The sequence below is a fragment of the Bradyrhizobium sp. LM2.9 genome (assembly GCF_054056555.1).
Window position 1 is genome coordinate 4,802,392 of the sequence record NZ_JBSRYJ010000002.1, and the last position, 24,946, is coordinate 4,827,337.

Genomic DNA, 24,946 nt, shown 5'->3' on the forward strand with positions numbered 1-24,946 from the left:
ACGGGCCTTTTACGGCTCATTGGCAAATTTCAGCTTTCCGGCCGGCTTCAAGGTGTGGGCGTCGAAGGTGCGGATCTCGGTGACCCCGCCGATATCGAGCGTGACCACGAGCCGGTCGCCGGCGATCCCGGTCGAGACGATTTTGGATCCCTTCGGCAGGGTGGCAATGACGTCACCTGCCGGCTCGGGTGCCCTTCCCTCCGACTTGAAAAGGCGGTAGCCCACCGCGATCAGCACGGCGCAGATTGCCAGCGCCGTGGTCAACCCCGCGATCAGCATCATCCGCCGCACCCGCGCGAAAATCGCGGCCTGCTCGGGACTCGGTTCGGGAACAGCGGTATCAGACGTCGTCATGGAAAATTCAGGCTCTGCGCAAAGGTTGGAGGTTGTCGTCACCGGCGACGAGGACTCGACCCGGCTCGACCGCGTGTTGGCGGCGCACCTCGCCGACCTGTCGCGATCGAGGCTGAAAGCCCTGATCCTGGCGGGCGCGGTGAGCCTCAAGGACGCCGCGATCCGCGACCCCGCTTATCACGTCGCATCCGGCGATACGATCACAATCGACGTGCCCGGAAGCAGTCCCGCCGGAGCCGAAAGGCGAGGATATCGCCCTCGACATCGTGTTCGAGGACGACGACATCGTCGTCCTCAACAAGCCCAGGGGGTTGGTGGTGCACCCCGCGGCGGGCCACGAGACCGGCACGCTGGTGAACGCGCTGATCGCCCATTGCGGAGGCTCGCTGTCGGGCATCGGTGGCGTGCGCCGGCCCGGCATCGTGCACCGGCTGGACAAGGACACCACGGGGCTGATGGTGGTCGCCAAGAACGACCTCGCGCATGCCTCGCTCACCGCGCAATTCGCCGATCACGGCCGCACCGGACCGATGCGGCGCGGCTACATGGCGTTCGCGTGGGGGCTGCCCGGCCGCCATCGCGGCACCGTTGATGCGCCGATCGACCGCCACCCGCATGCGCGCGAGAAGATGGCGGTGCGCCAGGGCGGCCGCGAGGCCGTGACGCATTGGGAGCTTCTGGAGCGCTTTGCCGGGCGGGACGGCAAGCCGATCGCGGGGCCTGCTCGCCTGCGAGCTCGAGACCGGGCGCACTCACCAGATCCGCGTCCACCTCGCCCATATCGGCCATCCCCTGCTGGGCGACGGCGTCTACGGCCCGCACTTCAAGACCAAGGCGAACCAGCTCGGCCCCGAGTCGCAAGCAGCGCTGGCCGCCCTCGGACGGCAAGCCCTGCACGCTTATTTGCTGGTATTGGAGCACCCCAGGACTGGAGAATTACTCCACTGGGAGACGCCGCTGCCGGAGGATTTGCTTCTCCTCCAGGGAGCCTTGAAAGCGGCGCTATGACGCAGGCAGTTTCAGAAAACCCTTACCTTACAAAAAGTTATAGCTGCCACACGGGGACGTGACGTCAGCAATCCTTCCCTTTTTGCCCCCCGATGGGGTATATTGCGTCTGCGTTGGAAATGACCAACGCGGAACATCGCAGCTACGATCGGCTTTAACAAAGCGGTCGTCTGCCTGGCCCGCCGCTATCGGGGGCCTGAACCTTTGGAGGGCTTAACTATGGCCCGTACCGCTGCACTGCCGGTCCTTAATGGAGAATCCGGCCTTTCCCGTTACCTCGGCGAAATCCGCAAGTTCCCGATGCTGGAACCCCAGCAGGAATACATGCTCGCCAAACGCTGGCGCGAGCACGATGATCGCGACGCCGCACATCAACTCGTCACCAGCCATCTCCGGCTCGTGGCCAAGATCGCCATGGGCTATCGTGGCTACGGCTTGCCGATCTCCGAGGTCGTCTCGGAAGGCAATGTCGGCCTGATGCAGGCGGTGAAGCGGTTCGAGCCCGAGAAGGGCTTCCGTCTCGCCACCTACGCCATGTGGTGGATCAAGGCGTCGATACAAGAGTACATTCTGCGTTCCTGGTCGCTCGTGAAGATGGGCACCACCGCGAACCAGAAGAAGCTGTTCTTCAACCTGCGGAAGGCGAAGAGCAAGATTTCCGCGCTGGACGAAGGCGATCTGCGCCCCGACCAGGTGGCAATCATTGCCAAGCGTCTCGGCGTCACGGCTCAGGACGTGGTCGACATGAACCGCCGCCTCGGTGGCGACGCGTCGCTCAACGCTCCGATCCGCGACGACGGCGAAGCCGGCGAATGGCAGGACTGGCTGGTCGACAATTCGCCCAACCAGGAAGCCATGCTGGCCGAGCACGAGGAATATGATCACCGCCGTGACGCCCTCAATGGCGCCATGGGCGTGCTCAACCCGCGCGAACGCCGCATCTTCGAGGCCCGCCGCCTCGCCGATGAACCGATGACGCTGGAAGACCTTGCCGCCGAGTTCGGCGTGTCGCGCGAGCGCGTCCGCCAGATCGAGGTCCGCGCTTTTGAAAAGGTGCAGGCCGCGGTCAAGGGCACGATCGCAAAGGCCGAACAGGCCGCGCTGGAAGCCGCGCTCTAAGCGAGGTTGCTCCGGCGCCAGAGATTGGCGGATCGACAAGAGACAGAAAGCCGGCGGCAACGCCGGCTTTTTTGTGTGTGAGGTGCAGCATGTTCTTGGAGGCGCGGGGCCAGGCACCTTGAACCCGCACTGCCGGTCGGCCGACCAAAAACATCGGACCGACAGCATCAAGAGAACGGACACGCACTGTGTCGATCATTTTGCAATCTACCGTGGGCGGGTTTTCCGCCCAGTTCATGCGCAAGTTGCCGCTGGTCGAGCAGGCGATGCGCGACCACGGCCTCGAGCCGTCGGAGTTCGTGATCTCGAAGGACTACGCCTCGACCGCGACGATCCCGATCATGGGCCCGTTCTTCTTCAATTACAGCGTCTTCTTCGGCGAGGAAGAATTCACCGTCACCGAGCCGAACGACATGGTGTTCCTGGATTACTTCATCAACCGCGTGCTGGCGGCGGATGAGCCGCCGCAATTGCCGCGGCGGCCGGGATTGATGCGGCGGCTCTTTGGATGGATGTCGGAGCCGGTGTAGCTCGTCACTCGCCCCTAAATTCTTTCCCCCAAGTCCTCGCCAGCGTCGCGAGCCAGCAAGCCTTCGCAATAGCGCGCGTCCTTGTAGTCGATCCAGTTGTGCGCATAGACGTGGTCGAGCGGAATGCCGTAGCGCGCGCGCAGGATTTGGACGAGGATCTTCCACGCGGCGACCTGCGCCGCGGTCGGGCCGGTCGTGACGTCGGGATAGTTGCCGGCGAACTCGACGCCGATCGAATTGTCGCGCACCACCTGGCGATAGGTCGGCTTGTTGTCGATGTACTTGTTGTCGTTGCGGTTGGCGCCGTCGCCATGGGTCGGCACCAGATTCTCCGCCACCGCCCAATAGACCGTGCCGTCGGTTTCGACCCACAATGTGACGCCGCGACGCGTGGGATTCTTCGATTGCGCCTCGGCGCCGCCGCGGGCCGAGCCCGCCGGCCCCTCGGTCTGGTGCACGATGATGTTGCGCCATGGTCTTGCGTTACCGACATCGCCCCATGGCGCCAGCCACACGATTTTCAGGCCGGGAATGTCGGGCGTGCCGGAGGCGCGCGCGAGTTTGGCCAGATCGGCGTCGGTTGCGTCTGCGGGCGCGATCAGAATGAGAGCGGCGAGTATGGCCGCGAGCAGGCGGGAGATCATCGTGCGGGTCCAATGCGGACCAGACATTAGCACGCCCTTACGCGAATTTGCGCAAGGCCTCGCCTGGACCGATCGGCTCAGGCAGGAGCGGCGGCGCCGGCTCGTAGACGGCAAAGTCGTTTTTGCCGTTCTTCTTGGCCGCATAGAGCGCGTGGTCGGCATGCGCGATCAGGCGGTCCGGAAATTGGCCGATGCCGCGATCCCACTGCGCCAGCCCGATCGAGATCGCGATCGGAATGTCGCCCCCGGTGCAGCTGACGGCATCCTGACGACAGACCTCGAGCACGCGGCGGGCGATCGCGGCCGCCTCGCGCAAGGACGACGACGGCAGCACGACGCAGAATTCGTCGCCGCCGGTGCGGGCGAGCATGTCGCCCGGCCGCAGCCGCGTTTGCGCCATCAGGGTGAAATGCTGCAGGCAGGCATCGCCCGCGGCATGGCCATGGGTGTCGTTGATGGTCTTGAAGCCGTCGAGATCGATCACCAGCAGCGAGAACGGCTCGCTGCTGCGCTCCGAGCGGGCGCATTCTTCACCCAGCCGCTGCAACAGATGCCGCCGGTTGGCGACACCGGTGAGATCGTCGAGTAGCGCGAGGTCGGCCACCTCGTTGCGCAGGCGGTCCATCGCCATCAGCAGGAAGCCGAAATTGAGCGTCATCGACAGGAACAGCAGCCCCAGCACCATAACCGCATGAGCCTGGCCGCCGGCGCTCGCCGAGAAATCGCCGCCGAGCAGATTGCCCACCGTGCGGACCGCGAGGATCGCGATAATGACGAGGATGACGATGCCGGACAACCGGGCGCCCGGGCTGACGCGGCCTTCCGGCGGCGCCAGCAACAGACGCAGCGACAGCACCAGCGGCAGGCCCTGACCGAGCGTGTAGCAGAGCATGCGCAGCGGCATGTGCTCGAAGCCCGACCATGAAGAACACGACGCCGGCGAGGCTCAGCGCTCCCGCCGCGGTCATCATGCGCCACGAGACCGGCCGGTGATAGAAGCGTTGGATGCCCATGGCGGCAAGGCAGCTCGCCGCGATGACGCCGGCCGCGCCAAGTAGAAGTGGCAGCGGAGATGCGATGAACAGGCGGATCAGGGCCGTCATCGCGCCGGTCGCACCGATGAAGGACGATGCCATCCAGAACCGCGCGGCCGCGAATTTCGGATAAGAGCGCGTCACATAGGCCCAGATCAGGCCGAGCGCCAGAAAGTTGACGACGAACACCGTCCAGAGTGTCGGCACGTTCAGCATGGCGCGTGCCGCACGCGCTGCGTCGTGCCTTCCGTCCCTGGCAGCCGTCCGTCCATGACCCCGTCCCCGTTTTCTTGCGGGCAACAATGCGGCCGTCGCGCTTAACGGAGTCTCACTGCGAACTTTAAAAGCATGCCTTTGGTTTTGGATTCATGAACGGCCGGCGCGGTTGTCGGATCGTTAGGCATGTCGGCCGTGATGCGGATTCAAGAACCAAAAGCGCCGGAAATGCATCTGAGCTGTGGATAACGCGATGACACGGATGTGACAGCGCGGGGCATATGGGCGCGAATCTGCTGAGCTTGTGGTTGAGGATGTTGCGAGGCTGGCCCTCCGCCGAGCATCCCTCGTGTCGCGTTTCACCATTAACCCTGAAGAGGATCCTATGGCTAAGAAAGCGAAGAAGGCGAAGAAGGCGACAAAGAAGAAGGCCAAGAAGGCAGCGAAGAAGAAGTAACGAGGCTTCTTATTTTTTGCCCGGGTGGAGTTCGCTCCGCCCGGGCTTCGGCAGAAGCGAGAGATTGAAGGCGGCGGGCGCGAGGCCCGCTTTTTTATGGGGTGAAGAAAACTACCGCTCGGCGAACGCGAGCTTGGCGCCAAGTGCGGCGAAGCCGGCGGCAAAACTCCGCCGCAGCCAGGCCATGACGCGCGGACGGGAGATGACGCGCTCGCGCACCGAGGCTGCGCAGAGGCCGTAGACCACGAACACGGCAAACGTCATCGCCATGAAGGCGCCGCTCAATTCCAGCATCTGCGCCAGCACATGACCCTCGTCCGCGGCGATGAACTGCGGCAGGAAGGCGAGGAAAAAGATCGACAGCTTTGGATTGAGGATGTTGATCAGGAAGCCGGTCACGATCACACGGCCAGCCGAACGCTCGCGAATTTCGCCGTCGACCGCCAGCGCGCCGGTCTCGCGTAGCGCCTGCCAGGACATGTAGAGCAGATAGGCGACGCCGCACCATTTCAGCGCGGCGAAGGCGAGCGCGCTGGTGTGGAGCACGGCGGCGAGCCCCAGCATCGCGGCAATCATGTGCGGCACGATTCCGAACGTGCAGCCGAAGGCGGCCGCGATGCTCGCGCGCGAGCCGCGTGTCAGCGCGGCGGCCAGCGTGTAGAGCACGCCGGTACCGGGCGAGGCGACCACGATCAGCGAGGTCAGCAGGAAAGACAAGGTCATGCACGGACCCTATCACCGCATCTCGGGGCAAGAAAGCCGGCCCGCGGGATCGCCGTCAGGATAGCTGCGCGAGCTCGGCCTCGCGGAGCACGTCCAGCGGCGCCCATGGCTTGGCCCAGAACTTTGCGCCGTTCGGCAAGGGCTGCATCAAGGGGCGGCCGGAGGTGACGACGATGTCGAGCTTCGGATTTCGGTCCTTGGCGACGTGCGCCAGCTCGACCCCGTTCATGCGGCCGGCAAGCTGGACGTCGGTCATCATCAAGCAGAGCGCGCCGGCGCTCTCGTCGAGCACAAGCTCGGCTGCTTCGGCGCTCTCGCATTGAATGACGTCGTAGCCGCTTTCTTCGAGAAGAAGACTGAGCATCTCCCTCTGCATGAGGTCGTCTTCCACAATCAGTGCGGTTGCTCGAAATGGCTTTGCTTGTCCCATTGGCGGCTCCCAATGCTGCCTGTCTGTCTCTATCAAGTAACGTAGGTTAAGGTGGGAACAGCCATGCGGTTCAGTTCCATTATGAAAAAATGTAAATCATAGTTCCGCACGAGGGGCTTGATTGGGGGATTCATGACTCCGATTCGCGGCGCCGCCGCCATCACGGGAGCGGCCTGCGGCATCGGCCGCGCGCTGGCGATCGAGCTTGCGCGGCGCGGCTGCGATCTCGCGCTCGCCGATCGCGACGAGGCCGGGCTGAAGACGCTCGCGGCCGAGATCGGAGCCGCATGCAAGGTCAGCCTGCACCGCGTCGACGTCGGCGAGCCCGACGACATCGCGCGGTTCGCGAGCGAGGCGACAACAACGCATCCCGCGCTCGGCATCGTCGTCAACAATGCCGGCGTGGCGCTGATGGGCTCGTTCGAGGAGATCGACCAGGCGCAGATGGACTGGCTGTTCGACATCAATTTCTGGGGCGTGGTGCATGGCACGCGCGCCTTCCTGCCACATCTGAAGACGATGGGCGAGGCCCACATCGTCAACCTCTCCTCGATCTTCGGCATCATCGCGCCGCCGGGACAGTCGGCTTATGCCGCGGCTAAATTCGCGGTGCGCGGCTTTTCCGAGAGCGTGCGGCACGAGCTTGCGATGGCGGGAAGCCCTGTGAGGTTGTCGGTCGTGCACCCCGGCGGCGTCGCCACCGCCATCGCGCGCAATTCGCGCACCGGGGTCGGCGTCACCGACAACGCGCGTCGGTCGCAATCGATCGAGCGGTTCGAGAACGCGGCAAAGACCACGCCGACGGACGCCGCGCTGCGCATCATCAAGGGCATCGAGAGAAACGAGCCGCGTATCCTGATCGGCAACGACGCCCGCTTCATGGATCTGTTGCAGCGCTTCCGTCCGGGGACGTACTGGGCGCCGTTGCAGCGCAAGCTGGAGAAGATGGCGAAGGGGAGCTAGCCGCGTGGTCCGCCGCCTCACTTTCAACGTCGTCCCGGCGAAGGCGGAGAGACATCACGCCCCTCACTGCCCCGCCAGCCGATCGGCAAAATACCCGATCGTCTTGCGATAGATCACCGCCCTGTTCCATTCGCGCATCGCCTCGAAATTTGCGGTGCCTTCGCCGTAGGGCTGGCCCATTTTGAAGCCGCTGGTGTGGAGCAGGTTCGCGGTCGAGGCGAGCACGTCGGGGACGCTGTGGCGGAGATCGACGTGACCGTCGCCGTCGAAATCGACGCCGTATTTGATGTAGGAGGACGGCAGGAATTGGGTCTGGCCGATCTCGCCGGCATAGGCGCCGATCAGGTCGCGCAGCGGCAGGTCGCCGCGCTGCACGATCTTCAGCGCCGCAAGCAGCTCGCCCTGAAACAGATCCGTGCGGCGGCAGTCATGCGCGAGCGTCGCCAGCGTGCGGATCACGGGCAGCTTGCCGATGTCGCCCTTGCCGAAATCGCTTTCCAAGCCCCAGATCGCGACCAGGATATAGCGGGGCACGCCGAATTGTTGCTCGATGCGCGAGAGCAGCGCGGCATGGCGCTGCAACAGCGCCTTGCCGCCATTGATGCGGCCCGGGCCGACCCGGGTCGAGACATACTGCTCGAAGCTCTTGTTGAAGGTGTAGCGCTGGCGCCGGTCGAAGGCGAGCACCGCGCCATCCTGGGCCACTCCGCTGAGCGCCGCGCTGGTCACGCCCGCCGAGACGCCGGCTCCTTGCGCTTCCGCGGTCATGCTGGCGACAAAGCTGTTGAAGTCGCCGCCGCAGCGCGCGGCCTGGGCCGATCCGCTGGCCAGACAGGCAATGAAGGCGATGGCCAAAGCGGGTCTCGACATACGGGAAAATCCTTTGAAGAATGAGCGCGAAAGCGGCACGCGATCATGCCCGGGAACCGGATTCGCGTCAAAGCGGCAAACCTCGCCAGAACCGGTCGCATCTTGGCTGCGACAAATGAAATGCGCTCGCCACTTCTGCGCATCGACGGGAAGACGCGCAGGCCAACGCGCTTTCTACATAGTGCACATAACGCTAGCTGCGTTGCAGCAGCGCGATAGATGAACAAACATTTGCTCATCGAAGCAGTTCGTTTGGGAACTCATGAACGTCGAAATCCGACGCATGTCTGATCCGCCGGCTGCGACATCGACGCCGCCCTGATTTGCCTTGCCATGGCATGGCGCAGCCTATAATCTTCTATTCTAGGTTGTCGCCCCGCCAGCCCCGGGCGACGCTGAAGACCAAAAATAAACGGCGGGCTTCGCGGCCCGCCGTTTATTGAGGAAGGGTCTCGGCAGACGGCAAGAGGGCGCCCGGCGCCCCGCCGGCAAAACGATTTCATTCGCGCGCGGCACCCCGCTCCGCGTGAATACGGGCAATTCACCATTTGACTGCGGCGCCCTGATCGACGACAAGCCGCCATGGCCAAAAAACCTGGAACCAATCCCAAAGGCGAATTCGCCTTTTTCAACGTCTTCTATGAAGACGGCTCTCAACGCTCCAACCGGCGCGTGCCCGCCGAATTGCTGGGCGGCCTCGACGGCGACGAGCCTGCACGCGCCTTCATCATGGAGCAGGACCGCGAGATCGCCGAAAAATCCGGCCGCCCGGCGCTTGAGATCAAGAACCTCGAGCGGGTCGGGGCGAAGAAGAAATAGGCTCCGCTCGCGCGACACCTAGAGCATCGGCACAAACAAAAATGGCGGGCCTCAGCCCGCCGTTTTCGTTTGGATGGATGCCCGGATCGAGTCCAGGCACGCCTGAACTAGTTATCCAAAAAGCTCCGCAGCTTCCTTGACCTGCTCGGATGCTTCAGCTTGCGCAGCGCCTTCGCTTCGATCTGACGAATACGTTCGCGGGTCACCGAGAACTGCTGGCCGACTTCTTCCAGCGTGTGGTCGGTGTTCATGCCGATGCCGAAGCGCATGCGCAGCACGCGTTCTTCGCGCGGGGTGAGCGAGGCGAGCACGCGCGTGGTGGTCTCGCGCAGGTTCGACTGGATCGCGGCATCGATCGGGAGGATCGCGTTCTTGTCCTCGATGAAATCGCCGAGGTGTGAATCCTCTTCGTCACCGACGGGGGTTTCGAGCGAGAGCGGCTCCTTGGCGATCTTGAGGACCTTGCGGACCTTCTCCAAGGGCATGCCGAGCTTCTCGGCCAGCTCTTCCGGGGTCGGCTCGCGGCCGATCTCGTTGAGCATCTGGCGCGAGGTGCGCACGATCTTGTTGATCGTCTCGATCATGTGCACGGGAATGCGGATGGTGCGCGCCTGGTCGGCGATCGAGCGGGTGATCGCCTGCCGGATCCACCACGTCGCGTAGGTCGAGAACTTGTAGCCGCGGCGGTACTCGAACTTGTCGACGGCCTTCATCAGGCCGATGTTGCCTTCCTGAATCAGGTCGAGGAACTGCAGGCCGCGGTTGGTGTACTTCTTGGCGATCGAGATCACGAGACGGAGGTTGGCTTCCACCATCTCCTTCTTGGCCTGGCGTGCTTCGCGCTCGCCCTTCTGCACCGAGTGCACGATCTTGCGGAACTCGATGATCTCGAGGCCGGTCAGCGCCGCGAGCTGATGCACCTCGTGGCGGAGGTCCTTGATCCGGTCCTTCTCGTGATGGACGAAATTCTTCCAGCCCTTGGCCGACAGCTTCGAGACACGATTGAGCCAGCGCGGATCGAGCTCCGAGCCGGTGTAGTTGCGCAGGAAGTCTTCGCGCCCGACGCCGTGGCTGTCGGCAAGGCGCATCAGGCGACCCTCATGCGAGACGAGGCGCTTGTTGATGTCGTAGAGCTGCTCGACCAGACTGTCGATACGCGCCTGGTTCAGGCGCAGCGACTTCACCTCGACGATGATCTCGTCTTTGAGCTTGCGGTATTTGCGCTCCTGGTGCGGTGACAGCGAGGGCCCGTGCGAGGTGCTCTCGAGCTGGTTCTGGATGTCCTGTTCCTGAAGCTTGCGCAGCTTCTTGTAGCTATCGGCGATCTTGTCGAAGATCTCGACGACCTTCGGCTTGAGCTCGGCCTCGATCGCCGCAAGCGACATCTGGTTCTCGAACTCGTCGTCCTCGTCCATATCGGCTTCGGCGGCGGACTCCGCAGGATCCTTCGCGGCTTCGCCGGCATTGCCGGGCGCAGGCGCGGCGCGGAACGGGGTCGGCGACGGCGGTGCGGCGGGCGGGGCGACATGCGCGGGCGCGGCGCCAGTGACCTGGCCGCCTTCGGCCGAAGCTTCACCGGTCTCGCCGCTGGGACCGGCGATCATCGCAGTGTTCATGCCGGCCTTGGCTTCGGGCCCGGCATAGGTCGCTTCGAGATCGATGATGTCACGAAGGAAAATCTTTCCTTCGTTGAGCTCGTCGCGCCAGATGATGATGGCCTGGAAGGTCAGCGGGCTTTCGCAGAGGCCTGCGATCATCGCCTCGCGGCCAGCCTCGATGCGCTTCGCAATCGCGATTTCGCCTTCGCGCGAGAGCAGCTCGACGGTGCCCATCTCGCGCAGATACATGCGCACGGGATCGTCGGTGCGCTCGCCCGGCTCGCTCTTCTTGACCTCGGTGACGGCCTTCTGGGTGACTTCGACGAGCTCGTTGTCGGTCTCGTCCTCGCCGCCCTCGTCCTTGTCCTCCTCGCCTTCACTATCGTCGGCTTCGGTGACATTGATGCCCATGTCCGAGAGCATCGACATGATGTCCTCGATCTGCTCGGGCGAGGTCTGGTCGGACGGCAAAACTTCGTTGAGCTGATCGAAGGTCACGAAGCCGCGCTTCTTGGCCTGCTTGATCATCTTCTTCACGGCCGCGTCGGACAGATCGAGCAACGGCGAGGGCGCGTCCTGGGAGTCCTTCTCCGGCGCGTCCGCTGCCTTGTCGTCTTTTTCCTTGTCCTTCGCCTGCAGCGTCTTTGCCTTGGTGGCCATCCATTGCTCCTAAACGCGTTTCACACAGACGTTCGCCGCGCCCGCGTGAAATCACTTGAACCTGTTGCTCGCTGCTCTCGCTTCGTCAGATCTCGACACGGAAAGGGCGGCGCGAACCTCTTGTCGCCACCCCCGACCTTATCTCTCGCCGGATTTGCCTAACGCTTCGTAGAGCCTCTTTGTCGCAGCGGATGCAGGTGTAGTGCCAACAGCAATTGCGCGGATTCATTCCTGACGCGTCTGTTCTGCCTGCGGCCGCCTGGTGGCCAAAGTGCTACAAGACCGTTAAGCCTCGATTAACCCTGTTTTTGCCGCCAAACCTCAGATTTGGCGAGTCTTTTAGCGGTCCCGGCCGCAGCCGTCCGCATGATTCTTTCATCACACGCTCTTCTGGAACCGGCCCGACAGCTCGCCAAAACCCTCGATCAGGGCTTCGGTGCCGTCGACTTCGCCTATCCGAGCCTTGACGTCACGCAGCCACGCCATACTGGCCTCGCTGGAATCCTCCCCCAAGGCCAGCTCGGCGTCTTTCAGCTCTCTAAGTAGTGAATGCCACTGCCGATGCAAGGCAACCAGCTGATGCCAGGTGGAGAGAACGTCGTCCCGTGCGGCGCCCTCGCGGGCGCCCCACACCGCCGCGGTCGTGATGCTGCCATCAACCTTTTGAATAACCTGCGAAAACCCGCCCTTCTCGAGGTCGCCGCGCATCTTTTCGGCCTGCTCGCCGGGGTCCGGCGAGTGGTGATGGTCGTTGGCAAAGGCGGCGATGATGCCGGCCCTGAGCTTATGGGCCTCGGGATGGGCGAATTCCAGGGCCGCGACCTCTTCGAGATGGTCGTGCAGCAGCCAGGGGTGGTTGATCAGGCTCTGCAGGATCAGGGCTTCCCGGCGCGAGATGGCGCTGCGCTGGCTGCGCATGATCGGGCTTGCCGCCAGCTGGGCGCTCGCCGCCTGGTAGGGCCCGGAGGGCAGCTGGATGGGACCGGGCGGGCCTCGGCGGCCTCCACCAAATCCTTGGCCGCCAAATCCTTGGCCACCAAATCCCTGGCCGCCGAATCGATTCGCGCTTCCGCCACCGCGGGGCTGGAACTGGCGACCGCCGGGGCCGGGGCGGAAATTGCCACGGCCGCCAAAGCCGCCGCGTCCGCCGTCGGGGGCGAAGGCGCGCTGGAGCCGCTCGGCAAGATCCTGCCGATAATAGCGCCGCACCACCTCGTCGCGGATGCCGTTGGAGAGCTCCTTGATGCGCGCTTCCAGCGCGGCGCGGCGCTCGGGCGTTGCGAAATTGCCGCCTTCGAGCTCGCGCGACCAGATCATCTCGGCGAGCGGACGCGCCGCCGCGATCACCTCCTCGATCGCGCCGCGGCCGCCGGAGCGCACGAGATCGTCGGGGTCCTGCCCTTCCGGCAGCAGCGCGAACCGCAGGCTCTTGCCCGGTGCGAGGAATGGCAAGGCAAGATCCGCCGCACGATAAGCCGCCTTCTGGCCGGCGCGGTCGCCGTCGAAGCAGAGGATCGGCTCGTCCGCCATCTTCCAGAGCAGCGCGAGCTGGTTTTCCGTGAGCGCGGTGCCGAGCGGCGCCACGCTGCCGGCAAAGCCCGCAGTAACCATGGCGATGACGTCGACATAGCCTTCGACCACGACCAGGGCGCTGCCGTCATGGGTGGCTTTGCGCGCCGTCTGGTGGTTGTAGAGATTGTCGCCCTTGTGGAAGAGCGGCGTCTCCGGCGAGTTCAGATATTTGGCCGGAATGTCCTTCTCCAGCGCGCGCCCGCCGAAGGCGATGACGCGGCCGCGCAGATCCGTGATCGGAAACATCACGCGATCGCGGAAGCGGTCATAGGGCACCGGGATGTCGTCGCCGGCCACCAGCATGCCGGCCTCGACCATGTCGTCGACGGAGACGCCGAGCTTGCCGAGATGCTCCTTCAGCGCAAAGCGATCGGGTGACGCATAGCCCAGCCGAAACTGCAATTGCGTCGCGGGCGAGATCGCACGGTCGGCGAGATAGCCGCGCCCCTTGGCGCCGACACGTGAGGCCAGCGTCTCGGCATAGAACTTTGCCGCGAGATCCATCACGTCATGCAGCGACTTCCGCCGCTGCTCGTGCCTGGCAGCATCGGGCGTCACCGCCGGCAGCGGCAGGCCCGCCATGTTGGCGAGCCGCTCCACGGCCTCGGCAAACGGCAGGCCGTCGGTCTCCATCACGAAGCTGATGATGTCGCCGTGCTTGCCGGAGGAGAAGTCGTGGTAAAAACCCTTCTGGTCGTTGACGAAAAACGACGGCGACTTCTCCTGCTGGAACGGCGACAGCCCCTTCCACTCCCGCCCCGCCTTCTTCAGCTTGACGCGCTTGCCCACGACTTCGGAGACCGAAAGCCGGGCACGCAGCTCGTCGAGGAATTGGGGCGTGAAGCGCATGGGCTCTGGGTCTAGCGCGAATCAGCATGAGTCAGGGTGAAGGATCAGGGATATAGGTGCGACAGGGCTAGAAGTCAGGTTTCTCCGGGTTATGCAGGTTATTCGACCTATGCACAGGGCAGAAAATCTCTCACGCAAAGGAATGCCCCCGGAACCCCTGGACTGTTCTCGACGAGCAAACAGCTCTTGACTTTTTCCATGGAATCCGAAATCGTTGACATCCGACGATTACGTTTGTATATACAGAAAACGATGAAGTCGCGGCTACGGCTTCAGACGTCATAGCAAACCTCATGCGCGGCAAGATGCGGTGTCATTTGGATGATTTGCCATGACGGAAGACTTGCAGCTGCTGTTCGCAGGCGTTCGCGACTTTGGATGGGATCCGAAGAAGCGCGCGTCCAACCTGCGGATTCACGGAATCGACTTCGAGGACGCGCGCGGAATTCTCGACGGCTACACCTTCATCCGCCGGTCGGATCGCAATGACGAAGTCAGGTACCAAATCTTCGGTTACGTCGCCGGGCGGGAAGTCACGGCAGTCTGCGCGATCCGCGGGGCGGTCTGCCGGTTCATCTCGGTCCGGCGCGCGCGCGAAGACGAACGAAAGAAATATTATAACCGTTTCAAGGGACTACCCAAGGAAAGGCAAGACTGACTGGGCCCGCGTCGACGCACTGACCGACGAGGACATCGCCAAGGCCGTCGCCAATGATCCCGACGCAGCGCCGATTGACATCGATTGGTCGGATGCCGTGCTGGTGATACCGCCGAAAAAAAAGGCCATCTCCATCCGCGTCGACGAGGATGTGCTCGACTTCTTCAAGCGCGATGGCGAGGGCTATCAGCGGCGCATGAATGCGGTGCTGCGCTCCTACATGGAACAGAAGTCGAAGCCGAAGAAGCGGGCCTGATCCGGGCAAATCCCGTAGAGATAAATCCCGTAGAGATAATGACGAGCCACTTGAACCCGACCCGGTTCCACGCTTCCATGGGCCATGTTCAGGACCTTCCGAGGCGGCCAGAGCGGGGGTTGGCGCATCACCTCGATTTCGCCCGTGAGGGGCGAGCCCCTCGCCTTCATGCCGGCGCTGTCGGTCACCGACAGCGAGGCCATCTCATTGCCGCTGGTACCCTCGCGCAATGCCTGGCGGCTGGTCGGCGTCGCGAGCACGCTGCGCTACACCGAGCGTGCCGAAAAGCAGCAGCTCACGTCCGTGCAGGCGGGCCTTGGCCGGCTGGAAGCAACCAGCGCGGCGCTGATCCCGATCCGCAAGTCGCAGGCGTGGTGGGAGCTGACCCAGGAAGAGCGCCGCAGGATATTCGAAGACAAATCGCACCACATCGCGAGCAGCCTGCGCTTCCTGCCTGCGATTGCGCGACAGCTCTATCATAGCCGCGACCTCGGGGAGCCCTTCGATTTCCTGACCTGGTTCGAATTCGCGCCCGCGCACGCCTCGCTGTTCGAGGAGCTGGTGGCGATGCTCAGGCGAACCGAGGAGTGGACTTATGTCGAGCGCGAGGTGGACGTGCGCGCGGTGAAGGAAGTGCTGTCGGCTTAGTGTTGAAGAAAACGACCGGTCTCGATGCGCGGCAGATCGGTGACCGGCCAGTTGTAGATGTAGGTCCAGGCCGGTGCAGTCGCGCCGTCCGCGCCTGTCACCTCGACCAGCTTGCGCAGATATTCGGTAGGCTCAGGAAAGCCCTCGCCGCAGGCCTCGTACATGTCGAGCTCGCTCAACAGCTCGTCGGGCACGTGAAGGCGAAAGAGCTCGCCGTGCACAATGTCCGAGGCCGCATCCGACAGCAACAGCCCAGGATAATGCTTCACCAGGATGAGCCGGCCGCGGCAGGTCGCTTCACTCAGGAAATCCGCGTGGCCCGCAAGCAGCCGCGCCATCGGATGGTCGAAGCCGCGCATCAGCGTGCCGTAAACGAAAAGACGATCGGAGGTCATGGCCTTCTATAACCGTCAATCAGCGGCATGCAAATCGCAGCAGATCTACGAAACTTCCGCCTTCAGCTTCCGGCCGCTGCGCTGCTCGTCCGACACCACCCTGATGTTCACTTCCATGACGTCGAAGGCATCCTGCGAGCCAATATAGGTGCCGTGCAGCGGGATCGCCTGGCGCGGGTCGCGGGCGACCGCAACGCGGATGAGGTCGCGGGTGCCGACGATGCCGTTGGTCGGATCGAACTCCATCCAGCCCGCGGTCGGCAGATAGACCTGCACCCAAGCATGCGTCGAGCCGCCGCCGACATGACGTTGCGCGATGTTTTCAGGCACGAAGATGTAGCCGGAAACGAAGCGCGCGGCGATGCCGAGCCGGCGCAGCGCCTCGATCATGAACAGCGCATAATCGCGACAGGTGCCGGTGCCGGACTGCAAGGTGTCGAGCGGATGCTGGGTGCCGGGCTCGTGGCGCTTGCGGTACTTGAACTGCTTGCGGATGGCGTGCGTCATGCCGCTCAGGATCTTGAAGGTCGGCGTCGGCGCGTCCTCGTCGAGAAAACCGCGCGCCCATTCCGAGAGCTCACCATCGGGATCGGCATAGTGCGGCGTCGTGTACTGGACCAGATCGGGATATTCCTCGTCGTCATAGACGAACGGGTAGAAGTAGGCCGCATCGTCCGCCGTCAGCGCGAACTCCTCCACCGGATTGTGTTCGACGGTGACGGACCAATCGAAGGTCAGGCAATCCGTGCGCTCGTCGAAATCGGCGATCGCGACCGAATTGCCGAACACGTCGTGGATCCAGCGCAGCGACATCGGCTCCGGCGAAATCTCGAGCTGAGAATCGAGCACGCGCAGATCGTGCCCGTCGCGCGGACGCAGCATGATCCTGTGCTCGCCGAACGCCACCGAGCGCTTGTAGCGATATTCGGTCTTGTGATGAATCGTCAGCAGCGGCATCGTCAGGCAATCATGGTGATGTCAGGCGGACCAATCTATAGCGATTCCCGTCCGATTTTTCGGGGTGACTGCTTTTTCCATAGGCAATCTGGATGGCTTTAGACACAATCAACGCGACCGATCAACTCCTCGGCGGGGGTGACATTCCGCCAGTGCATGAGGTGAATGCGCAAGCGACATCGCCGTTTTTGCTCACTTCGGATCACTACGGACGGATTGTGCCGCGCGCGCTCGGCGACCTCGGCGTCACTGAGGCCGAGCTGACGCGGCACATCGCCTGGGACATCGGCATCGCCGGCGTCGCCGATCGGCTGGCAAAAATGCTCGACGCACATCTGATCGCACAGCGCTATTCGCGGCTGGTGATCGATTGCAACCGCCCGCCAGCCGCCGTCAGCTCGATCCCCGTCATTTCCGAAGCGACCGCGATTCCGCGCAACGAAGGCATCTCCGAGGGCGAGCGCGCCGCGAGGCACCGCGAGATTTTTGAGCCCTATCATCACCGTATCGATGCCGCGATCGACCGCCGCCTGCACGACAAGCGGCCGACGGTGCTGGTGTCGCTGCACAGCTTCACGCCGGTCTATGCCGGCGTCGCCCGTCCCTGGCACATCGGCGCGCTGTATAATCGCGACACCGTGCTGCCGCATCTGCTGCTCAGGCACCTGCGCAGCCAGGGCGATCTCGTCGTCGGCGACAACGAGCCCTATGCAGTGAGCGACCTCACCGACTACACCATCCCTGTTCACGGCGAGGCCCGCGGCCTCGTCAACACCGGCATCGAGATCCGCCAAGACCTCATTGCCGACCAATCCGGCCAGCAACAATGGGCCGAGCGGCTGGCAAGGATTTTTGCGGAGATCGAGGTGGAGCTGAGGGCGGAGCGGCTGGTCGATTAGCCCCGCGTCGCAACGATATCCTCGCCGATCGAGATGCGTATCGCCGCCGCAAAGGGTTCAGGGCCAACCGGCCCGATGGAGCTATTTCGCCCTGGTCAGCGCCAGCCAGATGCCGCCGCCGATCATGAAGCCGCCGGAGACGCGCGACATCAGCCGCGTGCGGCGGGCCGAGAAGAATTTCCGGGCGCGCCCGGCCGCGATGGCGTAGAGCGCATCCGTCATCGCAGCGGTGACCATGAAAGTCGCCCCCAACAGCGCGACCTGCGGGAAGTGGTCGCGGTTCATGTCCATGAACTGAGGAATGAAGGCGCCGAAGAAGATCAGCACCTTTGGGTTCGACAACAGCACCAGGAAACCTTGCAGGAAGAACCCGCCGCGCGGCGGCGCCGGCGGCTGGTCGACATTGACGCCCTCGACCGGCGCCCAGATCAGCTTGACACCGAGCCAGATCAGATAGGCGGCACCGGCAAAGCGAACCCAGTCGAACCAGTAGCCCATGGTCGCCATCAGCGAGGTCAGGCCGACCGCGACGATGCCGATGACGATGGCGAGGCCTACTTGCGCGCCGGCGACATTGGTCAGCGCCGCACGCGTGCCGTGGCGCAGGCCATTGGCGATGACGAGGGTGACGATGGGACCCGGCAGCAGCGCCAGCGCAATGCAGGCGGCGACGAAGGCGAAATAGGCTTGCATAGACATCGTGGGGAGGACTCGCTGAGGGCAGTTTGCGGCATTAATGCATGGCACTCACTTTCCGTCCAGCGCCGCCATCACCCACGTCTTGATCTCCTGGGTTTCGAGGAACGCGAGTGCCGCGCGCTGCATCACGCCTGCTTCCCCACGTCCCTGCAACGAAAAGATCGCAGCGCCGCGAGACGGCGATGCCGATCGCGGCAAGACGAGCGCCGTCGGGCATGTCCAGATCATAGCGCCTGACACGGCCGTGCATCGCTCCGATGCCCACTTCCTCACCCGGCGCGACGGCCGCAAAGCGCGGACTGATCAGATCGATATCGGCGACACGATCCACCTCATCGTCGTCAGCGACACCGCGGTCGCAATTGCAGAAGCCGCGTTTCGCGCGCAGGTACAGCTCAGCGCCGGCGCAGGCGCCATCGCAACGAAACGCGCGGCCGGCGGACCAGCCGTCGCGCGGGAACGGCCAGGCGATCTCGCGCCAGCGCGCTGTCTGTTCCGCCGGTGCCGGCGCGAGCTGATAGGCCCCGACGCCGGACGCGCCCAGCGCAAACACCACAGCTGCGATCGCCGCCCCGCGCCGCATCGTCAGGTCTTCGGCAGACCGGCAGCCGCGCGCGCCGGTCCGGTCAGTTCGAGAATGTGCAGGCCGGTATTGGCACGATCGACGATGTAGACGTAGCCACGATCGTCGGTCTCGACATTGTTGGTCTGGATCGCGACCTTGCAGCGTTCGCCGCCCTCGATCGGAATGCAGCGTTTGTCGGTCGCGCTCGTGATCGACGGAATGAAGTAACCGACTTCCTTTGGATGATAGGGATCGCGGATGTCGAGCGCGCGCACCCCGGCGTTGAAGAAGGCGATGAAGGCCATCTTCTTGTAATAGACCGGCGCCATGCTTTCGTTCGCCGAATGCGAGCCGAAGCGCCCGCCGCGCCGGCAGAACTGTCCGCTCGCCTCCGGCACGGTGTAGCTCGAGATCATCATCGGCCGCGTCTCGGTGGTGACGTCGGCGAACCACACCATCTGCCGCGCCTCGCCGCATTCATTCAAAATCGCCTCGTCCACGATCATGACGATGTCGCGGGTCTTGCCGTCCTTGTCCTCGGCAAATTCCGCGACCGGCATGTCGAGCATCGGAAACGTGGTATGCGCGCCGTTGAAGGCCGACATCGGCATGCGCGAAATCTCGGGAAAGCGCAGATTGTCCGGCGTCGGCTCCTTCGGCCCGTTCAAAAGCTTGTCGCGATCGACGATCTGCAGGATGCCGCCCTTGTTGGTGCCGTAGCCGAAATAGACGCGATTGCCCTGCGGCCCCGTCGAAATCGGCCCGTGCAATTCGGTGGGCACCGCGCCGGTCGAACCGGGCTCCTGACCGGGCAAGCCAAAATCCCTGATCTTCTGCGGATGCGCGGGATCGCTGAGATCATAGACCTGCGTCATGCGCCGCGTGCGCCAGTCCGGCGCGCCCGAGACGAGGAAGGCAATGCCGGTGTCGCACTCCCACCAGCTCTTGTGCGTGTCCTTCAGGCCGTCGATGCGCGTGACGAGCACCGGGCTTGCGGGATCGGCGACGTTCCAGATCTCATGCGCCTGGCTGCCGAAGGTGCGCAGCATGTAGACGGCGTTGGGATCGCCCTTCGGCAACGACTTGCCGTCGCAGATGCGCACCATTTGCGCGCCGCCGGATTCATACTTGCCCTCCTGTCCCGGCAGGTGCCGCAAATATTTCGGGCGCGCGGGATCAGTGACGTCGACGATCGAGGTGCCGTTCGGTTCGGCCTGCCCGGTCATCGGATTGACGGGAGCGGGCACATCGTCGGTGCCGCCGTGATGGCCGATATAGGTGATCCAGCGGTCGCCCTGGTGATGGATGGTCGGCTGATAGGCGCTACGCGCCTGGAGGTCGCTCGCACCGACCAGCTTCATGTTGGAAGCTTCGGGCGGCGCGCCGATGGTCTGCTTCTGTGCATGTACCGCGGTGCTGCAGGCGAAAAGAACGAGGCCTGCGGCAGTCAAGACGCAACGGAACATCGAAGTCCTCCCGGAACCAATCTACGTTGGCTGAGATTTATTTCTAGCACAGCCATTTGCGCGCCCCAAAGACACCATCTTGACATGCAACTATTTGGTTGCCTATTATCCCCGCCATGGATGACGTCTTCAAAGCGCTCGCCGATGCGTCACGACGGTCGCTGCTCGACAGGCTTCACGCCAGGAACGGCCAGACGCTGAACGAGCTCTGCGAAGATCTCGCGATGACGCGCCAGGCCGTGACCAAGCACCTTGTGATTCTGGAAGAGGCCAATCTGGTCACGACCATCAGGCATGGCCGCGAGAAGCTGCACTATCTCAATCCGGTGCCGATCCATCAGATCGGCGAACGCTGGATCAAAAAATTCGAGCGCGGCAAGCTCGCCGCGCTGAGCGAGTTGAAACGCCAGTTGGAGAAGCGCGATGAGTAAGCCGCAATTCGTCTATGTCACCTACATCGAGACCACTCCGGAGACACTGTGGGAGGCGCTGACGTCGAGCGAATTCACGAGGCAATACTGGTTCGGCGCCGAGGTCCAGTCGGACTGGAAGGTCGGTTCCCCCTTCGCGCTCCTGCTGGAGGGCGAGACCACCGATTCCGGCGAGATCCTCGAGGCTGATCCGCCGCGGCGACTGTCCTACAGCTTCAAGCACCAGAAATACGAGGAGCTGCGCGGTGAGCCGATATCCCGCGTCGTGTTCACGCTCGAGCCGTTCGGCTCGCTCGTCCGTTTGACCGTGCTGCATGACGGATTCATCGAAGGCGGGAAGTATCTCGGGGCCGTCTCCAATGGCTGGCCGGCGATCCTGTCCGGGCTCAAGAGCCTGCTGGAAAGAGGCAAAGTGCTCGCCATTCCGCGCGCAGCCCTCAACAAGGGATTCGATGCAAAATGAACCTTGACCAATTCAAGCCGCTCACCGTCTACACCATCTACATTGCCTCGACGCCGGAAAAGGTGTGGGAAGCACTGACTTCGGCCGAGTTCAGCAAGCAGTACTTCTTCGGCAACGCCGTGGAGGTCGAGCCGCGACTTGGCGGCGCGTTCATCGTTCGCACGCCCGATGGCGCCCTGCACATCAGCGGCGAGGTGCTCGCATACGATCCGCCGCGAAAGCTCTCGGTCACCTTCAACGTCAATTGGCCCGAGCTGATCGAAAAGCTCGGACCGACCCTGGTCACCTACGAGATCGAACCGGTCGGCGAAGCCGTTCGCCTCACCATGAGCGAAGGCCACGACCGTCCGCTCAGCGACGACATCCTCTCCGGCGGCCGCACCGGCTGGCCCGCAATCCTGTCGGGGCTGAAGAGCCTGCTGGAAACGGGCAAGGCGCCGCAGATCAAGACGGCGCCGCCGGTGCAGATGCTGGAAGCGTTGAAGGCGATGGGGATCAAGACACCGTAGCGGGCGGGCCCTGGGCCCTCATCGCTTCTTCTTCACCGCCGGCGGATTGATCTCGTCGATCTTGCGATTGCAATCCGCTTCCGAGTCGTGCGGTCCCGAGACAAAGGTCCCGCTGACCTTGATCGCGTACCAGCCCGACTCTACGCCGAGCCGAAGCGCTTCTTCTGTCTTGACGTGCCGTGGGGAGAACGTTTGCATCAGGGGTGCTTTCGGTTGGCGTTCGATCTCATGATCGAATCGCGGTGGAACCTTCGGGCGTCCGCGGCATGAGCCTGCCGCATCCAGCTCACCCGCTGGAATGGGCAGTATGCGCAACGACCGCTGTTATGACGTCGGCGACGAGTTGACTTTACCGGTGCGAGGGAGTGAGGCGCTTCACGTCGCGCGCGAATAGTCGTGGCGCTGCGTATGCGCAGAGAAGACAGGCCTTTCCGACATTCCCGCACCGTGCGCGCAATCGCTGCAATTAGCTATCGCTTTCTCGCCCGCGCCGCGCTTTTGGGGCGCCAAATGCCGCTTTCGATCCAATAAGCCGTCGAAAGCCTTGTGTGCGACCGCTCCGTAGCCATGTTGGGAGCTTAGCCAAGGGAAAAACGTATGAAGCTCCGCGTCGGGTTTGAGATGCTGTACGAATTCCCGCAGCCCACGCCTATGCTCATGGTGTTGGGCACGCACTTCACGCGCGCCTCCGATGTCATCGTGCCCGACCTGCTGACCACCAGACCCTCGGTGGCGATCAGTCCCTATCGTGACCTCTTCGGCAATTGGTGCAGCCGCATCGTGGCGCCGGCCGGCGCCTTTCGCCTTGCCGGCGACGGCGTCGTGAGTGACAGCGGCCTGCCCGACCCGGTGTTTCCGAACGCGTCTCAGCACGCCGTCGAAGCGCTGCCGGCCGACACGCTGGTCTATCTGCTCGGCAGTCGCTACTGCGAGACCGATCGCCTGTCGGATATCGCATGGAAATTGTTCGAGCACACGCCGCCTGGCTGGGCGCGGGTCCAGGCGATCTGCGATTTCGTTCACCGTCACATCGCTTTCGGCTATGAACACGCGCGCCCAACCAAGTCGGCGCGGGAAGCCTACGACGAAGGCAAGGGTGTGTGCCGCGACTATGCGCATCTTGCCATCACGTTCTGCCGCTGCATGAACATCCCGGCGCGCTACTGCACCGGCTATCTCAGCGACATCGGCACGCCGAAGCCCTGGGCCGTGGGAGATTTCGCCGGCTGGTTCGAGGCTTATCTCGGTGGAAGCTGGCACATGTTCGATCCGCGCAACAATACGCCGCGGATCGGCCGCGTGCTGATCGCACAGGGACGCGACGCCGCGGACGTCCCGATCACCCAGACATTCGGTCCGAACACCCTGCTCAATTTCAAGGTATGGACCGACGAGGTTGCCTGATGACCGGCAGCAGCGCCGCCCTCAGCGCCGATGAATTTGCATCATTGGCCGAGATTAACTCGAACCGACCTCATCCGGCGCTCGCCGCCTAGCAACGGGCGAATAGCTCGCTGCCGTTGCGACGACGTGCTCTACCCGAGCGCCCGCAGTTCGCGCCGCAGCACCTTTCCGGTCGCCGTCATCGGCAGTGTCTCCGCGAACTCCACGAAGCGCGGATATTCGTGGGCGGCGAGCTGCACCTTGACGAACTCCTGGATCTCGCGCGCGAGCGCATCGCCGGCGGCAAAGCCCGGGCGCAGCACGATCCAGGCCTTGATCGATTCGGTGCGGATCGGATCGGGAATGCCGACCACCGCTGCCATCGCCACCGCCTCGGTGCTTCATCAGCGTGTGCTCGATCTCGGACGGGCCGACACGATAGCCGGCGGTCGTGATGACGTCGTCCTCGCGGCTGACGTACCAGAAGTAACCGTCCTCATCCTGGATGCCGAGATCGCCGGTGAGCAGGAACTCGCCGGCATATTTCTTCGCCGTCGCGTCCGGATTGCGCCAGTACTCGATCATCGTGCACGGGCACGGCTGGCGCACCCCGATGATGCCGCGCTGCCCCCTCGGCTGCTCCTCGCCTGTGTCGTTGACGATGCGAACATCGAAACCCGGCGTCGCCTTGCCCATCGAACCGGGGCGGATCGGAAACAGATTCGCGTTGCTGCCGATCACGAGATTGCATTCTGTCTGGCCAAACACCTCATGCGCGTCGATGCCAAAAGTCTCGCGCACCCAGCCGAGCAGCTCGCCGCCGAGGGATTCACCACCGGTGAAGATGCTGCGCAGCTTGACACCGGAATGCGTCACGCCGGCCTGCCGCATCAGTTTTAGCGCAGTCGGCGGCAGGAAGACGTTGCGGACACCGAGGTCGGCCATCATCTGCATCGCCGCCTGCGGCTCGAATTTTCGCGCGCGGTGACCGACCAGGGGAATGCCGTGATACCAGAACGCGAACAGGCCGTTGACGAGTCCACCGATCCAGGCCCAGTCCGCCGGCGTCCACATGAGATCGCCGGGGCGCGGCAGGAAGTTGTGGCACATCTCGACATTGGGGAGATGGCCGAGCACGACGCGATGCGCATGCAGCGCGCCCTTCGGATTGCCTGTCGTGCCCGAGGTGTAGATGATCAGCGCGGGATCATCCGCAGACGTGTCCATCAGCGCGAAGTCGGGCGATGTGGCCTTGATCGAATCCCAGAACGATTTCGTGCCCGCGGCTGCGCGCTCGCCGACGACATAGACGTTCGTCAGGTCCGGCAGGCGGTCGCGAATCTTCGAAAGCTTCTCCCAGCCGCCCTCGTCCGTGACGATCGCCTTGGCCTGTGCAATTCGACAGCCGGAACTCCAGCGCGTCCTCGCCGAACAGTGCGAACAGCGGGATCGAGATCATCGCCGAACGGAATGCCGCCATGTGCGCGATCGGCAGCTCCAGCGATTGCGACAGGAACACCGCGACGCGGTCGCCGCGAGCAAGACCATCCGCCTTCAGCACATTGGCGAAGCGACGCGACATCTCCGCGACCTCGTCGAAGGAGGTGCGCGTGATGGCGCCGTTCTCGTCGGCATAGACCAGCGCGAGGCGGCCGGTGCCGTCGGCATGGCGATCGCAGCAGGCCTCCGCCATGTTGAAGCGCGCCGGGACGTCCCAGCGGAAGTTGCGATAGAGCTCGTCGTAGGTTGCGGCTTCGGTGAGCATGGTCTT

The 24,946-nt window shown here is 63.7% G+C and carries 24 protein-coding genes and 4 pseudogenes; 13 read left to right on the forward strand and 15 right to left on the reverse strand.

All coding sequences use genetic code 11. The annotated features are described in order from the left end of the window. Positions 1 to 9: 9 nt before the first annotated feature. Positions 10 to 354 (reverse strand): hypothetical protein, encoded by a 345-nt coding sequence (locus tag ACVWW3_RS25010; RefSeq protein WP_354052551.1) that lies wholly within the window; start codon positions 352 to 354, stop codon positions 10 to 12. On the opposite strand from ACVWW3_RS25010, the pseudogene ACVWW3_RS25015 reads away from it, so the two are divergent. The 3 genes and pseudogenes from ACVWW3_RS25015 to ACVWW3_RS25025 all read left to right on the forward strand — a co-directional run bounded on the left by ACVWW3_RS25015 (position 353) and on the right by ACVWW3_RS25025 (position 3,011). Then, positions 353 to 1,362: pseudogene (locus tag ACVWW3_RS25015) on the forward strand (RluA family pseudouridine synthase). The gene ACVWW3_RS25010 and the pseudogene ACVWW3_RS25015 overlap by 2 nt on opposite strands. 219 nt (positions 1,363 to 1,581) lie before the next feature. Beyond that, the gene (rpoH, locus tag ACVWW3_RS25020; protein WP_247339355.1) at positions 1,582 to 2,481 is read left to right on the forward strand and encodes an RNA polymerase sigma factor RpoH; all 900 of its coding nucleotides are present in this window, start codon (positions 1,582 to 1,584) and stop codon (positions 2,479 to 2,481) included. Between the two features lie 188 nt (positions 2,482 to 2,669). Further along, positions 2,670 to 3,011, forward strand: coding sequence for a hypothetical protein (locus ACVWW3_RS25025; RefSeq protein ID WP_247339353.1), 342 nt, complete (start codon positions 2,670 to 2,672; stop codon positions 3,009 to 3,011). A gap of 4 nt (positions 3,012 to 3,015) precedes the next feature. Here ACVWW3_RS25025 and ACVWW3_RS25030 read toward each other — a convergent pair. The 4 genes and pseudogenes from ACVWW3_RS25030 to ACVWW3_RS25045 form a co-directional block, all read right to left on the reverse strand. Beyond that, positions 3,016 to 3,655 (reverse strand): annotated as a pseudogene (locus ACVWW3_RS25030) (peptidoglycan recognition protein family protein). A 37-nt stretch (positions 3,656 to 3,692) separates the two neighbouring features. Beyond that, positions 3,693 to 4,905, reverse strand: a pseudogene (locus tag ACVWW3_RS25035) (GGDEF domain-containing protein). 568 nt (positions 4,906 to 5,473) lie between these two features. Next, a complete protein-coding gene (locus ACVWW3_RS25040; RefSeq protein WP_456672168.1) occupies positions 5,474 to 6,085 on the reverse strand; it encodes a LysE family translocator in 612 nt (203 codons plus the stop codon). Positions 6,086 to 6,140: 55 nt separating this feature from the next. After that, positions 6,141 to 6,515, reverse strand: coding sequence for a response regulator (locus ACVWW3_RS25045; RefSeq protein WP_247441517.1), 375 nt, complete (start codon positions 6,513 to 6,515; stop codon positions 6,141 to 6,143). A gap of 132 nt (positions 6,516 to 6,647) precedes the next feature. On the opposite strand from ACVWW3_RS25045, the gene ACVWW3_RS25050 reads away from it, so the two are divergent. Beyond that, positions 6,648 to 7,478, forward strand: a complete 831-nt coding sequence (locus ACVWW3_RS25050; RefSeq protein WP_456672169.1) for an SDR family NAD(P)-dependent oxidoreductase — start codon at positions 6,648 to 6,650, stop codon at positions 7,476 to 7,478. A 63-nt stretch (positions 7,479 to 7,541) separates the two neighbouring features. Here the strand turns inward: ACVWW3_RS25050 and ACVWW3_RS25055 are convergent, their stop codons facing one another. Next, the gene (locus tag ACVWW3_RS25055; RefSeq protein WP_354052539.1) at positions 7,542 to 8,348 is read right to left on the reverse strand and encodes a lytic murein transglycosylase; all 807 of its coding nucleotides are present in this window, start codon (positions 8,346 to 8,348) and stop codon (positions 7,542 to 7,544) included. Positions 8,349 to 8,930: 582 nt separating this feature from the next. Between ACVWW3_RS25055 and ACVWW3_RS25060 the strand changes: the two genes are divergently transcribed. After that, the gene (locus tag ACVWW3_RS25060) at positions 8,931 to 9,167 is read left to right on the forward strand and encodes a hypothetical protein (RefSeq protein WP_007596614.1); all 237 of its coding nucleotides are present in this window, start codon (positions 8,931 to 8,933) and stop codon (positions 9,165 to 9,167) included. 107 nt (positions 9,168 to 9,274) lie between these two features. Here the strand turns inward: ACVWW3_RS25060 and rpoD are convergent, their stop codons facing one another. Together rpoD and dnaG are read right to left on the reverse strand one after the other, a co-directional pair. Continuing rightward, positions 9,275 to 11,425 (reverse strand): RNA polymerase sigma factor RpoD, encoded by a 2,151-nt coding sequence (gene rpoD / locus ACVWW3_RS25065; RefSeq protein WP_247339343.1) that lies wholly within the window; start codon positions 11,423 to 11,425, stop codon positions 9,275 to 9,277. A gap of 378 nt (positions 11,426 to 11,803) precedes the next feature. Further along, positions 11,804 to 13,846 carry a DNA primase gene (gene dnaG / locus ACVWW3_RS25070; protein ID WP_456672170.1) on the reverse strand — a complete coding sequence of 681 codons (2,043 nt, stop codon included), beginning with the start codon at positions 13,844 to 13,846 and terminating at the stop codon, positions 11,804 to 11,806. Between the two features lie 331 nt (positions 13,847 to 14,177). On the opposite strand from dnaG, the gene ACVWW3_RS25075 reads away from it, so the two are divergent. The 3 genes from ACVWW3_RS25075 to ACVWW3_RS25085 all read left to right on the forward strand — a co-directional run bounded on the left by ACVWW3_RS25075 (position 14,178) and on the right by ACVWW3_RS25085 (position 15,408). Then, positions 14,178 to 14,504: a BrnT family toxin gene (locus tag ACVWW3_RS25075; RefSeq protein WP_456648328.1), complete on the forward strand. Its 327-nt coding sequence runs from the start codon at positions 14,178 to 14,180 to the stop codon at positions 14,502 to 14,504. A 34-nt stretch (positions 14,505 to 14,538) separates the two neighbouring features. Then, entirely contained in the window at positions 14,539 to 14,760 is a 222-nt protein-coding gene (locus ACVWW3_RS25080; protein WP_456664613.1) for a BrnA antitoxin family protein, read from the forward strand. Between the two features lie 84 nt (positions 14,761 to 14,844). Then, positions 14,845 to 15,408 carry a chlorite dismutase family protein gene (locus ACVWW3_RS25085; protein ID WP_456648327.1) on the forward strand — a complete coding sequence of 188 codons (564 nt, stop codon included), beginning with the start codon at positions 14,845 to 14,847 and terminating at the stop codon, positions 15,406 to 15,408. Here ACVWW3_RS25085 and ACVWW3_RS25090 read toward each other — a convergent pair. Continuing rightward, positions 15,405 to 15,803 (reverse strand): gamma-glutamylcyclotransferase family protein, encoded by a 399-nt coding sequence (locus ACVWW3_RS25090; protein WP_456648326.1) that lies wholly within the window; start codon positions 15,801 to 15,803, stop codon positions 15,405 to 15,407. The two genes, ACVWW3_RS25085 and ACVWW3_RS25090, sit on opposite strands and share 4 nt — an antisense overlap. A 45-nt stretch (positions 15,804 to 15,848) precedes the next feature. Continuing rightward, positions 15,849 to 16,760: a transglutaminase family protein gene (locus ACVWW3_RS25095; protein WP_456648325.1), complete on the reverse strand. Its 912-nt coding sequence runs from the start codon at positions 16,758 to 16,760 to the stop codon at positions 15,849 to 15,851. A gap of 92 nt (positions 16,761 to 16,852) precedes the next feature. On the opposite strand from ACVWW3_RS25095, the gene ACVWW3_RS25100 reads away from it, so the two are divergent. Continuing rightward, the gene (locus ACVWW3_RS25100) at positions 16,853 to 17,659 is read left to right on the forward strand and encodes an N-formylglutamate amidohydrolase (protein ID WP_456648324.1); all 807 of its coding nucleotides are present in this window, start codon (positions 16,853 to 16,855) and stop codon (positions 17,657 to 17,659) included. A gap of 81 nt (positions 17,660 to 17,740) precedes the next feature. On the opposite strand, the gene ACVWW3_RS25105 is transcribed toward ACVWW3_RS25100, so the two are convergent. From ACVWW3_RS25105 to ACVWW3_RS25115, 3 genes are read right to left on the reverse strand one after another with little or no spacing between them, the layout of a single operon-like run. Further along, positions 17,741 to 18,358 carry a LysE family translocator gene (locus ACVWW3_RS25105; RefSeq protein ID WP_247339329.1) on the reverse strand — a complete coding sequence of 206 codons (618 nt, stop codon included), beginning with the start codon at positions 18,356 to 18,358 and terminating at the stop codon, positions 17,741 to 17,743. Positions 18,359 to 18,392: 34 nt separating this feature from the next. Beyond that, positions 18,393 to 18,941, reverse strand: coding sequence for a hypothetical protein (locus ACVWW3_RS25110; protein WP_456672171.1), 549 nt, complete (start codon positions 18,939 to 18,941; stop codon positions 18,393 to 18,395). Between the two features lie 2 nt (positions 18,942 to 18,943). After that, positions 18,944 to 20,389, reverse strand: coding sequence for an LVIVD repeat-containing protein (locus ACVWW3_RS25115; protein WP_456648322.1), 1,446 nt, complete (start codon positions 20,387 to 20,389; stop codon positions 18,944 to 18,946). Between the two features lie 116 nt (positions 20,390 to 20,505). Here ACVWW3_RS25115 and ACVWW3_RS25120 point away from each other — a divergent pair, with 116 nt between their 5' ends. The 3 genes from ACVWW3_RS25120 to ACVWW3_RS25130 are packed head-to-tail and all read left to right on the forward strand — an operon-like array spanning position 20,506 to position 21,792. Then, entirely contained in the window at positions 20,506 to 20,820 is a 315-nt protein-coding gene (locus ACVWW3_RS25120) for an ArsR/SmtB family transcription factor (protein WP_247339426.1), read from the forward strand. Next, a complete protein-coding gene (locus tag ACVWW3_RS25125) occupies positions 20,813 to 21,283 on the forward strand; it encodes an SRPBCC family protein (RefSeq protein ID WP_456648321.1) in 471 nt (156 codons plus the stop codon). The genes ACVWW3_RS25120 and ACVWW3_RS25125 overlap by 8 nt, the downstream gene beginning before the upstream one ends. Continuing rightward, positions 21,280 to 21,792, forward strand: a complete 513-nt coding sequence (locus tag ACVWW3_RS25130; protein ID WP_456648320.1) for an SRPBCC family protein — start codon at positions 21,280 to 21,282, stop codon at positions 21,790 to 21,792. Before ACVWW3_RS25125 ends, ACVWW3_RS25130 begins: the two co-directional genes overlap by 4 nt. Before the next feature lie 18 nt (positions 21,793 to 21,810). On the opposite strand, the gene ACVWW3_RS25135 is transcribed toward ACVWW3_RS25130, so the two are convergent. Further along, on the reverse strand, positions 21,811 to 21,990 hold the full coding sequence (locus ACVWW3_RS25135; RefSeq protein WP_247339425.1) for a hypothetical protein: 180 nt from the start codon (positions 21,988 to 21,990) through the stop codon (positions 21,811 to 21,813). 399 nt (positions 21,991 to 22,389) lie between these two features. Here ACVWW3_RS25135 and ACVWW3_RS25140 point away from each other — a divergent pair, with 399 nt between their 5' ends. Then, positions 22,390 to 23,196 carry a transglutaminase-like domain-containing protein gene (locus ACVWW3_RS25140; protein WP_456648319.1) on the forward strand — a complete coding sequence of 269 codons (807 nt, stop codon included), beginning with the start codon at positions 22,390 to 22,392 and terminating at the stop codon, positions 23,194 to 23,196. A 131-nt stretch (positions 23,197 to 23,327) separates the two neighbouring features. Here ACVWW3_RS25140 and ACVWW3_RS25145 read toward each other — a convergent pair. After that, positions 23,328 to 24,940 (reverse strand): annotated as a pseudogene (locus ACVWW3_RS25145) (AMP-binding protein). Between the last annotated feature and the right edge of the window lie 6 nt (positions 24,941 to 24,946).